Origin of the sequence: Rugamonas sp. DEMB1, assembly GCF_029834475.1 — a bacterium.
Lineage (GTDB): Bacteria > Pseudomonadota > Gammaproteobacteria > Burkholderiales > Burkholderiaceae_D > Rugamonas > Rugamonas rubra.
This window is the reverse complement of the sequence record NZ_CP122407.1, coordinates 3,056,449-3,068,622: the sequence shown is the minus strand read 5'-3', so window position 1 is coordinate 3,068,622 and position 12,174 is coordinate 3,056,449. Positions and strand designations below refer to the sequence as shown.

The 12,174-nt window shown below is 68.2% G+C and carries 13 protein-coding genes; 3 read left to right on the top strand and 10 right to left on the bottom strand.

Annotation, left to right across the window (positions count from 1 at the left end):
* Complete coding sequence (locus QC826_RS13870) at window positions 1-1,254, bottom strand: DUF5009 domain-containing protein (RefSeq protein WP_279766110.1); 1,254 nt, start codon at window positions 1,252-1,254, stop codon at window positions 1-3.
* 236 nt (window positions 1,255-1,490) lie between these two features.
* Between QC826_RS13870 and QC826_RS13865 the strand changes: the two genes are divergently transcribed.
* Complete coding sequence (locus tag QC826_RS13865; protein WP_279766108.1) at window positions 1,491-2,147, top strand: response regulator transcription factor; 657 nt, start codon at window positions 1,491-1,493, stop codon at window positions 2,145-2,147.
* Window positions 2,148-2,241: 94 nt separating this feature from the next.
* On the opposite strand, the gene QC826_RS13860 is transcribed toward QC826_RS13865, so the two are convergent.
* Window positions 2,242-2,370: a hypothetical protein gene (locus QC826_RS13860; protein ID WP_279766107.1), complete on the bottom strand. Its 129-nt coding sequence runs from the start codon at window positions 2,368-2,370 to the stop codon at window positions 2,242-2,244.
* A 170-nt stretch (window positions 2,371-2,540) separates the two neighbouring features.
* On the opposite strand from QC826_RS13860, the gene QC826_RS13855 reads away from it, so the two are divergent.
* Entirely contained in the window at window positions 2,541-3,536 is a 996-nt protein-coding gene (locus QC826_RS13855; protein ID WP_279766106.1) for an ATP-binding protein, read from the top strand.
* Window positions 3,537-4,359: 823 nt separating this feature from the next.
* Window positions 4,360-5,031 carry a DUF2799 domain-containing protein gene (locus QC826_RS13850; protein ID WP_279766105.1) on the top strand — a complete coding sequence of 224 codons (672 nt, stop codon included), beginning with the start codon at window positions 4,360-4,362 and terminating at the stop codon, window positions 5,029-5,031.
* A 33-nt stretch (window positions 5,032-5,064) separates the two neighbouring features.
* On the opposite strand, the gene QC826_RS13845 is transcribed toward QC826_RS13850, so the two are convergent.
* The 8 genes from QC826_RS13845 to QC826_RS13810 all read right to left on the bottom strand — a co-directional run bounded on the left by QC826_RS13845 (window position 5,065) and on the right by QC826_RS13810 (window position 12,096).
* Window positions 5,065-6,876, bottom strand: coding sequence for a cation-translocating P-type ATPase (locus QC826_RS13845; protein ID WP_279766485.1), 1,812 nt, complete (start codon window positions 6,874-6,876; stop codon window positions 5,065-5,067).
* Window positions 6,873-7,766: an HAD-IC family P-type ATPase gene (locus tag QC826_RS13840; RefSeq protein WP_279766104.1), complete on the bottom strand. Its 894-nt coding sequence runs from the start codon at window positions 7,764-7,766 to the stop codon at window positions 6,873-6,875. The genes QC826_RS13845 and QC826_RS13840 overlap by 4 nt, the downstream gene beginning before the upstream one ends.
* Before the next feature lie 32 nt (window positions 7,767-7,798).
* Window positions 7,799-8,158: a carboxymuconolactone decarboxylase family protein gene (locus tag QC826_RS13835; RefSeq protein ID WP_279766103.1), complete on the bottom strand. Its 360-nt coding sequence runs from the start codon at window positions 8,156-8,158 to the stop codon at window positions 7,799-7,801.
* A 33-nt stretch (window positions 8,159-8,191) separates the two neighbouring features.
* Window positions 8,192-8,383, bottom strand: coding sequence for a DUF2892 domain-containing protein (locus QC826_RS13830; RefSeq protein ID WP_093388969.1), 192 nt, complete (start codon window positions 8,381-8,383; stop codon window positions 8,192-8,194).
* Window positions 8,384-8,498: 115 nt separating this feature from the next.
* Window positions 8,499-9,332, bottom strand: a complete 834-nt coding sequence (locus QC826_RS13825; RefSeq protein WP_279766102.1) for an SCO family protein — start codon at window positions 9,330-9,332, stop codon at window positions 8,499-8,501.
* On the bottom strand, window positions 9,313-9,621 hold the full coding sequence (locus tag QC826_RS13820) for a selenium-binding protein SBP56-related protein (protein WP_279766101.1): 309 nt from the start codon (window positions 9,619-9,621) through the stop codon (window positions 9,313-9,315). The genes QC826_RS13825 and QC826_RS13820 overlap by 20 nt, the downstream gene beginning before the upstream one ends.
* The gene (locus tag QC826_RS13815) at window positions 9,591-10,607 is read right to left on the bottom strand and encodes a selenium-binding protein SBP56-related protein (RefSeq protein ID WP_279766100.1); all 1,017 of its coding nucleotides are present in this window, start codon (window positions 10,605-10,607) and stop codon (window positions 9,591-9,593) included. The genes QC826_RS13820 and QC826_RS13815 overlap by 31 nt, the downstream gene beginning before the upstream one ends.
* Before the next feature lie 163 nt (window positions 10,608-10,770).
* Window positions 10,771-12,096: an ABC transporter substrate-binding protein gene (locus tag QC826_RS13810; RefSeq protein WP_279766099.1), complete on the bottom strand. Its 1,326-nt coding sequence runs from the start codon at window positions 12,094-12,096 to the stop codon at window positions 10,771-10,773.
* Window positions 12,097-12,174 lie beyond the last annotated feature (78 nt).

The following is a 12,174-nucleotide window of genomic DNA, read 5'->3' as shown; positions in this document are numbered from 1 at the left end:
CTAGAGTTGCAAGCGGATGTGCAGGCGGTTCAGGCCGCGCACCAGATAAAGCACGGCGACGGCGTAGGCGAGCGACCACAACAGTCCCGGCAGGCCGGCGTCGAGTACGCTGGGCAGGCCGATGTGCAGATATTGCAGCAGCGCGTAGACGATGTAGGGAATGATGTAGGCGAGCAGGGGATTGGCCGCCGCCGGGCGCAAGAAACCGGTCCAGCCGCTCAGCTGGCGCAGGTCGATGAGCCAATACAGCAGACCGAACAGCAGAATGCAGATGGCCGCGCTGTACAAGGCCCAACTCGGCGTGGCGTGGATCTTGGAGATGCCGAAATACGGCCGCAGCAGACAGGCGGCGCCAGCCAAGCCCAGCGCCAGCGCGGCGGCCAAGGCGTAGCGGCGCGCGCCGGCCTTGCCGTCCAGGCGCTCGAAGAACAGCAGGCTGGTGCACACGCCGGCCAGCGCGATGGCGGTGTGGATGGCGTTCTCCGCCTGGCCGGCCAGCAGGCGCGCCAGCGGCCATGTCGCCTCGGCGTGGCCCCGCGTCAAACAGTACAGCGCGACGCAGGCGGCCAGCGCGCCCAGCAGCGGCAGCAGGCGGCCGCGCGTGAGCGTGTGGCACAGGCTGGCGTACAGATAGGCCCAGCCGATCAGGCCGAGGATGCCCCACCATTGCGGCGCCAGCCGCTCCTTGCCGTCCGGCCCGGCGCGGTAGGCCAGGGCCAGCCACAGCAGCGTGGCCAGGCCGGCCAGGCGCAGCGCCTTGCCCCACAGGGGATTGTCGAAGCGGTAGACGTTCCACAGCAGGATGGCGGCGGTGTAGAACAGCAGGCTCCATAGGTGGATCGAAAAGCCCATCGCCGCCTCGTTGTAGCCGGCCTCGGCGTTGACCATGAACACGCCCAGCACCAACAGGCCGGCGGCGCGCGCCAGCATGTGGCCTTGCAGGCGCCAGGCGCCGTCGCCGGCGGCTCGCCGCTGAGCCACGGCGAAGGGGATCGACATGCCGACGATGAACAGGAAGGCGGGGAAGACCAGGTCGGGGAAGTTCATGCCGTCGAGCCCGGCGGGGGCGTGGTTCAGCCAGGCCGGCATGCCGCGTACGCCGGCCAGCGCGTTGACAAAGATCATCACCAGGATGGTCAGGCCGCGCATGGCGTCGATGGCCAGCACGCGGCGCGCCGGCAGGGCGCGCGGCGGGGCGAGCGGCGGCGCGCCGGCTTTGCGCCTCGTCCTCATCCCTGCAAAAACTGCGTCCATCCCGTCTCCTCGTTGTGGCCACTGGCGGGCCGCTTGTCTGCTATTGACCGTGGCGACGATTGTCCATCTTCTTTCTTAATGGTATACAAACGAAATCTTAAGGTTGGCTAAAGCCTGTCGCGTTTACGCCGTTGACAAGGCGCCAAGAAGATGCGTTCATGGCGGCTCCGCCGGGCGGACAGGAACCGCAGCACTACCGCAGACAACACCACAGTAGAACACGAGGTCGCACTGAAATGAAGATTTGCCTGGTCGAGGACGACCTGGAACTGGGACGGGCGCTGCAATCGGCGTTGCAGGACGCCGGCCAAGAGGTGATGTGGGTGCGCCGCGAGGTCGACGCGCGGCGTTGGATCACCAGCGAGCCGTTCGACGCCGTGGTGCTCGACCTCGGCCTGCCTGACGGCAATGGCATCGAGCTGCTGCGCCACCTGCGCGCCGAGGGCCAGACCCTGCCCATCGTCGTCATCACCGCGCGCGACAGCCTGGAGGACCGCCTAAACGGCCTCGACCGTGGCGCCGACGACTATTTGGTGAAACCCTTCGTCGTCAGCGAACTGCTGGCGCGCCTGCGCGCGGTGGTGCGGCGCGCCACCGGCTGGAGCGAGGCGGGCGAGCCGGTGTGGAAGATCAAGGACCTGGTGCTGGACGACCGCCGCAAGGCGCTCACCCGCGCCGGCGCCACGGTGCTGCTGTCGAAGACCGAATTCGCCCTGCTGCACGCGCTGATGCGCTACCCCGACCGCGTGCTGACCCGGCGCGAGCTGGAGTCGCGCGCGCTGCCGCACAGCGAGGGCGCGGCGCTGGACGTGCACATGTCGCACCTGCGGCAAAAGATCGGCGAGGGCTATATCCGCACCGTGCGCGGGGTCGGCTACGTGGTCGACAAATGAAGGGCCTGCCGCCGCGCTCGCTGTTCCGCCGCCTGATGCTGGGCTTTACCGCGGTGGTGCTGGCGATCTGGCTGTGCAACCTGGCGCTCGACGTCTACGAGACGCGCACCGCCAAAAAGCGCGACATGCAGCGCGAGCTGCGCGCCAGCGCGCTGCGCATCCTGGTGCTGATGCAGACCGTCGGCCAGCACAGCACGGAGCAGATCGTGCCGCTGGTGCGCAAGATGGAAAAGCTGCACTACGCGCTGTACACCGAGCTGGGCTGGTACATCCCGGCCTTGCAGACCCAGGTGTGGAAGGAGCGGCGCGCTGATCTACAGCAGCGACGACGCCGGCCTGCCGCCCACCCTGGCCGGCGCCGGGCCGCAGGGCCAGCCGCTCAAGGACGGCTGGGTGGTGTCGGTCGAGCGCGACGCCGCCAGCGGCGTGACGGTGCGCATGGCCACCGAGGTGATCGGCGAGTGGATGCTGCAAACGGCCAGCATCGGCTACTACTTCGCGCCGCTGCTGTTCAGCCTGCCGTTCCTGCTGCTGCCGGCCTGGTTCATCATCCGCGTCGGCCTGCGGCCCTTGAAAACCATCGTCGGCCAGATCGAGGAGCGCTCGGCCAGCGACTTGACGCCGCTGGCGCCATCGCCCTACCAGGAGCTGGCGCCGCTGGTCGGCTCGGTCAACACCTTGATGGAGCGCCTGAGCGAGCGTTTGGAACGCGAGCAGGAGTTCCTAGTCGACGCCGCCCACGAACTGAAGACGCCGCTGTCCATCATCCAGATCAACGCCGAATCGCTGGGCAACTCGCGCACGCCGCAACGCTTGCAGGAGGCCAGCGCCGGGCTGCACCAGGGCGTGCTGCGCGCCACCCACACGGTGCACCAGTTGCTCGCGCTGGCCCGCTCCGGCGCCGACCGCGACCATGCGCCGCTGCACCGCCACGACCTGGTCGAGCTGGTCTGCGACCGGCTGGCCCTGGCCGGGCAGATCGCCCGCACCCGCGCCGTCGAGATCGAATTGCAGGCGCCGCAGGCCTGTCCCTTGCCGCTGCACCGCGAGAGCATGGCCGCGCTGCTCGACAACCTGGTCAGCAACGCCGTCAAGTATTCGCCCGACGGCGGCCGCGTCGGCGTCACGCTGACGGTGGCGCCGGGCCTGGTCGAACTGAGCGTGGCCGACCAGGGGCCGGGCATTCCGGCCCAGTTGCAGCGCAAGGTGTTCGAACGCTTCTACCGGCTTCCGGACCAGGACCAGCCCGGCAGCGGCCTCGGCCTGGCCATCGCCGAGCGCGCGGCGCGGCGCAACCACGGCCGCATCCAACTGTGTAACCGAGACGAGGGCGGCCTGCTGGTGACGGTGGTGTTCGCCGGTACGGCGGCGCCGAGGCCGGCGGCCTGAGCAAAGACCGGCGCCGCAGCCGACCTTGGGACAGCGGCCTGCACTATAATTGCCTTTCGATAAAGAAACACCAACAACGACCACGGCCGAACCATGACTTTGAACCCACGTTTTCTCAAAACCCTGGCGCTGTTGCTGCCGCTGCTGCTGGCCGGTTGCCAGACCACGATGCAGCGCATCGCCGACTGCAAGGTGGGCGACTGGAACATGATCGGCCACAAGGACGGCATGGCCGGCGAGAACCAGAACTTCGCCGAACGCAAGGACTTCTGCGCCGACTACGAGAGCGACAAGGCCAAGACCGACTCGGCCGGCAACTACCTGTCCGGCTGGGTACAGGGCAACTGGGACTTCTGGTCCGGCCGGGGCGTGGCCGACGGCCGCCTGGCCTTGCCGGTCAGCCAGTTCGAGGCGCGCCTGGCCAGCGACGAGGTGCGCAAGAACAACACGCCGCTCAACCGTCCGGCCTACGAGTCCGGCTGGAATATTGGCAACGGCGAATACTGGAACGGCCTGGGCAAGCGCGACGGCACCGCCGGCCTGCCGCTGAGCAGCCAGACGGACAAGGCCCGCAACATCGCCCAAGGCAAGCAGATCCGCTTCGACGAGCCCAGCTATGCGTCCGGCTGGCAAACCGGCAACCGCACCTTCTGGCAGGACGCCGGTTTCAGCGACGCCCGCAACGGCCTGCCGGACAGCGAACTCAAGGGGCGCGCCGCCAAGGCCCGCGTCGCCGGCGTGCAGGTGCTGGAGGACGCCTACCGCAGCGCCTGGAACGCCGAACTGGTCAATTACTGGCGGAATCTGGGAAACGCAGGACGCCGTGTCCGGCAAGGAATTCGGCATGCGCCGCGCCGAGGCCAAGCAAAAGGGCTTGAAGATCCTCGAGTCCGACTACCGCGCGGCGTGGGAGGAGCGGCTGGCCGTGTACTGGCGCCAGGCCGGCACCGACGACGGCTACGGCAAGCCTTTCCAGCTGGAGGAGCGCATCGCCAACGCGGCGCGCAACGGCGTGTTCGTCATCGGCCGCAGCCGCGCGCTCTACACCGAGGCCTGGGACGCGCAGAACGCGCGCTACTGCACGGTGGAAAACGCCTTCGAGTTCGGCCGCGCCAACAGCGGCATGGCCATCGAGGTCTGCCAGGGGCCGCTGCGCGACCGCCTGAAACACGCCTACGCCAGCGGCCAGGACTACAACAACGCCGCCGCCCGCCACGCCCGCGCCGCCGCCGACGCCAACGAGTTGCACGGCCGTCTGGACGACTTGCAGCGCCGGCTGGGCCGGCTGGAGCGGGAGATCCGCGCCGAGCTGGAGCGCAAGGACCGCGTCGTCAACGACGACACCAAGCGGCAGGACCGCCGCCGCGAGCTGGACCGGCGCGACCTGATCGACGCCATCAACCACACCGAGCGCATGGCCATAGATGCCGGCCGCCAGGCCGACCGGCTGGAGCGCGAGATGCAGCGTCTGCGCCGCGAAATATTCCTGAACTAGCGCAATGTTGAACCAGGGTCACGCTTCGGCCGGTCAATCCGTCGCGCCAGAGGATGGGCTCGGCGAGCCCCGCCGCAAACGAACGACCCATTTTCGAAGCTCCTCCACCCACAGGACGCCGCTGGCGATAGCCAACAGGGGAAGCAGGTCGGCGAGGGGCATGGGTACGGTATGAAACAGACGGTTCAACGGCACCCAATACAAGACGGCAGCCTGCAGCACGATGCTGAGCGCCAGGCCGCCGACGAGCCAGCGATTGCGCAGGATGCCGAAGCGCAGCGCGGACCGCGTCGCGGACTGGCAGTTGAGCACGTTGAACCACTGGCACAGCGCCAGTATGGTAAACGTTTCGGTACGAACCAGCTCGTATGGCAGCCCGCCGGACTGGCGCCACACGTACCAGCCGAAGGTGGCGGCGACCGCCATGGGCGTCAGTGTCGCAATGCGCATCAGCATGGCGCGGTCGACCAAGCGGTCGTTCCGGGGCACCGGCGGGCGGCGCATCTCGTCGCCATCCGGCGGATCCATGACCAAATTGACGGTCAGGGTGCTTTCGGTAACGATGTTGATCCAGAGGATCTGCACCGCGGCCAGGGGAAGCGGATAGCCGGCCAGCAAGGCCAGTAGAAGGATGAGCACTTCGTCGACGGAGGTGACGAACAGGAACAGAATCACCTTTTTCAGGTTGCCATAGACAACACGGCCCTGCTCGATTGCGCCAACAATGGTGGCGAAGTTGTCATCGGTGATCACGATCTTGGCCGCGCTCTTCGCCACTTCCGTTCCTGTGATTCCCATCGCTACGCCGACGTCGGCGCGGGCCAAGGCCGGCGCGTCGTTGACCCCGTCCCCGGTCATGGCGACAACGTCGCCACGGGACTGCAAGGCTTCGACAATGCGCAGCTTTTGGGCCGGGTGGACGCGCGCGAACACGGCGATGTTGTCCAGGCCTTCGAGCAACTCGGCATCGCCCATCCGTTCGAGCTCGGCGCCATCAACGCCGCGATCATTTCCCTGAGCAATACCCAAGGCGCGCGCGATGGCCAATCCGGTCAATTTGTGGTCTCCCGTGACCATGATCGGGCGGACACCCGCCGCACGGCACGCGGCCACCGCTACCTTGACTTCCTCGCGCGGTGGATCGATCTGGCCCAGCAGGCCGAGCAGCGTGGCGTGTCCGGCCAGTTCGTCGAAGCCGCCGCCCACATCAAGGGCGAAGTCATCGATGCGTGCGACCGCAAGAACCCGCAGCGCGCGGTCGGCCATGTCCTCGGCGGCCTTGCCCGCCGCCAGCAACGCGGCTTTGCCATCGCCATGGCACAGCCGCAGCACAGCCTCGGGGGCACCCTTGATGTAGACGGTGGTGGTGCCGGGCAAACGGCGGTGGCAGGTCGCCATCATCTTGCTATCGGAGTCGAACGGAATTTCCGCCGTGCGGGGGTGCTGCTGGCGAAGCGCGGCAATGTCAATTCCGGCCTTGCCGGCGGCCACCAGCAGCGCCGCCTCCGTTGGGTCGCCCAGCACGCTCCACTGCGTGAGCTCCTCCTCGGGCGGCACCAGCGCGGCGTCGTTGCAGAGTACGGCGGACTCGAGCAGCGCCGTCACCGCGCCATCGACCGCTCCGCTCAACTCGCCTTGTGGCGCATAGCCGACGCCGGAGATCGACAGCTCGCGCCCGCCGGGCAACCAGAGGGTGCTGACGGTCATTTCGTTGCGGGTGAGGGTGCCCGTCTTGTCACTGCAGATGACCGTGATCGAGCCCAGCGTTTCGACCGCGGAGAGGCGCCGGATAATCGCCCCACGGCTGGCCATACGCTGCATGCCGACGGCAAGCGCAATCGTCATCGCCACCGGCAGGCCTCCGGGATCACCGACACCATCTGGCTGATGGCGACCATCAGGACGTCGGAAAAGGGAAGGCCGCGCGCCAGACCCAGCGCCACGACCGCGAAGAAGAGCGCAATCGAGGCGTACACCAGGTAGCGTCCGAATTGGCTGATGCGCACCTCAAGCGGCGTTCTGGGTTCCCGGGCGCCTTCGGTCATCCGCGCAATCCCGCCGACTTCGGTGTGCACGCCGGTGGCCGTGACGACGGCGCGTGCCCGGCCGGCCGACACGTAAGTGCCGGAGAACACCATATTTCGACGGTCCGCAAGCCCGGTCGCCTCCGGCAAGGCAGCTATGTGCTTGGACACCGGGACGGATTCCCCTGTCAGCGTCGCCTCGGCGACGGCCAACGACGCTTCGTCAAGCAGGCGCGCATCCGCGCCGACGGCGTCGCCTGCGGCCAGCAATAGCATGTCCCCGGGGACCAGCTCATGCGCGGCCACGGCCTGTTCGGTGCCGTCGCGCAACACGCGCACTTGCAAGGTGGAGAGCTTGCGCAACGCGGCCATCGAACGTTCGGCACGCCCCTCCTGGTAGGTGCCGATCAAGGCGTTGGCCAGCACGACGCCCAGAATAACGGCGGCGTCGGCCCAATGGCCCATGAAGCCGGCGAGCGCGGCGGCAACGAATAGGATATAGATCAATGGACTTTGAAACTGGCGCGCGAAAAGGAGAAATGGCGAACGCGCGGCCGGCTCCGGCAGCGCGTTCGGCCCGTGCTCGATGGCGCGTTGTGCGACCGCTTGCGAAGTCAGTCCCGTCCCCGGGTCGCTCTCCAGGCGCGCGATGACGGCGCTCGGATCAAGCGCGTGCCAGGCCTGGGGCTGATTCGAGCTTGGCGCCTTCATAGAGGCAACGCCCGTCGCCAAGTTGCGGGGGCTCACTCTCCGGCGGCGGAAAACTCGTCGAAGGCGGCCAGCGCGTTGGCCGAGTACATCAGCGACGGTCCGCCGCCCATGTAGACGGCCATCGCCAGCGCCTCTTCCAGCTCGGCCTTGGTGGTGCCCAGGCCGACCAGGGCCTGCACGTGGAAGCCGATGCAGGCGTCGCAGCGCACCGCCACGCCGAGGGACAGGGCGATCAGCTCCTTGGTTTTCTTGCTGAGGGCGCCGTCGCGGGTGGCCGCGCGGGCCAGGTCGCCGAAGCCTTTCATGACGTCCGGCAGGTCGGTGCGCAAGGTGTTGAGTTGTTTGGAAACGGACTGCGTCAGTTCCTTGTATCCGCCTAGTGTTGCGGCCATAGTGGTTCCTTGTTCTGTGGGTGAATGTTGCGCTTACTTCTTGGTGGCGCAGGTGCGCATGCCGAACGGCAGGTAGGCCGGGCAGAAGCGGAATACGCCGGTGAGCAGCGGCACCACGCCGAGCCAACCCCAGGCGCCGATGAAGCCGAGGATGGTCGCGCCGATCAGGCACAGGCCCAGCACGATGCGCAGGATGCGGTCGACGCCGCCGACATTGCTAGTCATAATTTTCTCCATTGTAATGATGCACGACAAACAGTGTCGCGATAGCTAGACGATACGCCGGAGGGGAGTGTCGATACTTTGATGTAGGTCAAGAACTTCGTGATGCGAACCAGGCCTATTTGCGGGCGGACCGGGTGGCGTCCTCTTCCAGCAACAGCGTGCGGATGTCGTTGTAGATCATGTCCGGCTGGAGGAAGGCGGAACTGTAGATCTCCCTTACCCGGCCGTGCCGGTCGAACAGGAACAGTTTCAGCATGTGGTAATACAGGCGGCCCGGCTTGCCCTGGGCGTCCAACTGGATGGCGACCGGCTGGCCCAGGTCGGCCAAGATCGGTTGCAGCTCGGCCACCGAGCGGCCGGTGAGGAAGTCCCAGCGCAGCGGCTGGTCGGCGCGCGCCAGCACGCCGGCGTAGCGGGCCATCGTCTCCGGCGTGTCGTTGACGGGGTCGAAGGACAGGCTGACCAGACGCACCCGGCGCGCCAGCTCCGGCGTCGCCTGCAGGCGCTCGCGCAAGCCGTACAGTGTGGAGAACAAGAGCGGACAGCCGGCCGGGTCGACGCAATAGGTGTACATGAAGCTGAGCAGGGTGACGCGGCCGCTGGTGTGCGCGCGCAGCGGCACGGCGCGGCCGGCGGTGTCGAGCACGCTGCCGTCCGGCCCGGGCTGGATCACCGGCAACACATAGCTGCCGGGCGGCGGCGCCACCAGCCGCGGCAGCGGCCGCGCCGCATCGCCGCGCGCCGCCGGGCCGTTCGAGTGGGTTGCCGGGGTATCCAGGCGCGGCGCCGGGGCCGGCGGCCGCTTCACTTGCGCGGCGCTGGCAATCATCAGGCCGACCGTCGCGGCGGCCAGCGGCACGGCGGGCAGGCGGGCCAGCGCCCGTCCCAGGCGCCGGCTGCCCAGCGCCCGGCCGCAACGCAGGGCCAGCCTAGCGCAGCGACGCCACATTCGTTGCCGCTTTGGCGCTGAACTTCATGTGGTGCGGCCGGCCCAGCTTTTCCTTGTAGAAATCGATCTTCCACTGTTGCCGCAGTTCGCGGCCGTCCCAGTGGTAGAGCTTGAGGAAGTGGTCGTCGTTGTCCAGGTCCCAGTGTTCGAGCAGGCTGGTGGTGATGTAGAGGCGCTTGCCGTCCCAGCTTTGGCTGACCATGTTGACGTGCTTGCCGGTGACTTTTTCATACACCTGGCGCGGCGCCTCCGGATTGCTCAGGTCGAACAGGCGGGTCTTGCCGTCCATGAAGGTGTTGACCCACAGCCCTTGCCGTCGGCGGTGATCGACATGTCGACCGGCAGCGGGGTTTGCGCCGGGTCGCCGATGGGGCCGACGTCGCGCGCCTGCCAGCGGCCGGCGGCGTCCGGCTTGATCAGCCACAGCTTGGAGCCGAGCGCGGTGGCGGTGATGGCCCAGTTGTCGCCCTCGGCCTGCGACCAGCGGATCTCCAGCGGCGCGCCGGGCGTGCTGAAGATCTGCTGCGGTTTCATCGCCTTGAAGTCCCACAGCACCATGGTGTTGCCGAATTTTTGCATCGCCGCCGGGTCCTTGATCAGCTTGGGCAGCTCGGTGCGGTAGTTGGTGTAGCCGGTGAAGCTGGAGGTGAGCATGGCGTTGCGGCCCGGATTGATGGCCAGGTCGTAGCCGTAGCCGTCGCCCTGGACGTCGCCGATCTTGCCGGTCGGATTGTCGTACTTGGAGATCAGGTCGCCCTTGTTGTTGTAGACCGCCATGCCGGTGGCGCCGCCCATGTCGCGCTTGTTCGACAGGAAGCCGACCAGCATGCGGCCGGGCAGGGCGTAGAAGGTGTGCGGGCCGACGAAGCCGCTTTTTTGCACCACGTCGTGCATGGTTTTGACCAGGCGCGGCTTGGCCGGATCGGTGCCGACGTCGAAGACGAAGATCTTGCTGTCCTGCAGGCGGCCGGCCCACAGGTATTTGCGGTCGTCGGTGAAGCCGACGTGGTGGGCGTCGCCCCGCCCGCCGACCGACAGCGAGGCGATCACCTTGCCGAAGCGCGGCGAGGCCGGGTCGACGTCGACGGTGACCAGCTTGTCGCTGCCGTCGCCGATGCCCTTGATGCCCAGCGTCCAGAGGTGGATGTAGTCCTCCTGGCCCTTGATCAGGTTGGCCATGTAGGGCGAGTTGCAGGTTTCGTCGGCGCGGCTGGCGCCGGCGAAGGTGGCGGCCAACACGGTCAAGGCGAGGCAGGCGGCGGACAATGTTTTCATTCGGGACTCCGGGGAGGATGGAGCGACCGAGCTTATCCCCGGCAGGGGGCGCCAGTTTGATATATATCAATACCCAGTGATCTATCTGCCCTCGCGCAAGACGCCGTGCCGGCCAACGCGCTAGCGCCCGCCGGCCGCCGCAGGTCGGCCGTCCGCCCGGTCCTCACGGGAAGGTGACGACCTGGCGTTCGACGAAGCCGGCCTGGCCGTCGGCGCCGCGCACCGCCTCGAGGAACAGGTAGGTGCCGCTGGCGGGGTCGCCGGCCGCGTCGAAGTCGATGCGGCCGCCGGCGCCCTGGTAGTCGATGTCGGCGCCCTGGCGGATGGCGGCGACGGCCTTGGCGAACTCGCCGGGATGGATCTCGACCGCCTGCGCCGAGTCCGGCCGCGACACCTGGCGCAGCGAGCGGCTGACGGCGGCGCGGCTGGTGCTGCCGGACTGGGCCAGCGAGAGGGCGATCAGGTACACCGCGTCGTAGCCGGTGAAGGAGGTGCCCTCCGGTTCCAGGCCGACCTCGCGCACGAAGTTGTCGTGGTAGCGGGTGTAGTCGGGCGCGTTGCGTGGCGCCGTCGGCGACACCACCTGCATGCCGATGCCGGCCTCGCCGGCGTTGCTGAGGAAGGCCGCGCCGAAGTTGCCGGCGCCGAAAAGCTTGGGCATCTGCGCGCCCAGCTTTTCCTTGAGCTCGCGGGCGATGCTGGCGCCGTCCAGCGCGAAACCGACGATCAGCACGGCCTGCGGCACGCCGTTGGCGCCCAAGGCGGCCAGCTCGGCGCCGAAGCCGACCGTTTTCGTGGTCGCGTAGCCGATGTTGGCCAGCGGCGCCACGCCGTGTTGTTGCAGTTGCGCGCGCACCGCCTCGGCGGCGCCCTGGCCGAAGGCGTCGTCGACGTGGATGATGGCGATGCGGCGGTGGCCCTGGGCCAGGATGTAATCGGCCAGCGCGGCGCCCTGCAGCACGTCGGAGGCGACGGTGCGCCAGACGCTGGCGTTGTCGTCCAGGGCGGTGATCGAGGGCGAGGAGCCGCTGGTGATGAAGGGCATGCCGGCGGCGATGGTCACCTGCTGCGCCACCGGCAGCGCCACCCGGCTGGAGAAGACGCCGAAGATGGCCACCGGGTCCAGTGCCAGCAGCTCGCGCGCGCTGGCCACGCCGGCCAGCGGGTCGAGCTTGTCGTCGCGCAGCAGCAGTTCGAGCTGTTGGCCGTTGACGCCGCCGGCCGCGTTGATCTCGCGCACCGCCAGGCGCGCCGCGTATTCGACGAACAGGCCCTGGTTGGCGGCGGCGCCGGTCTTGGTGGTGAGCAGGCCGAGCTTGAGGGTGTCGGGCGCCGGCCGTACCGGGTTGCTGTCGACGCTGGTGCCGCCGCAGGCGGCCAGGGATAGCGCCACGGCCAGCGCCAAGCTCGGCGCCAAGGTCGGGGGCCGGGAGCGGGCCGGGGACGGCGGCGCCAGCGGCGGGCTGGTGGGCGTGGGGCGGCTTGGCATGGCGCGGGCTCCTTGCACTGGGGCGGTTGGCTGGGTTGGCGGAGGGGGCGGGCGGGGTGGACGGGGTGGACGGGACAC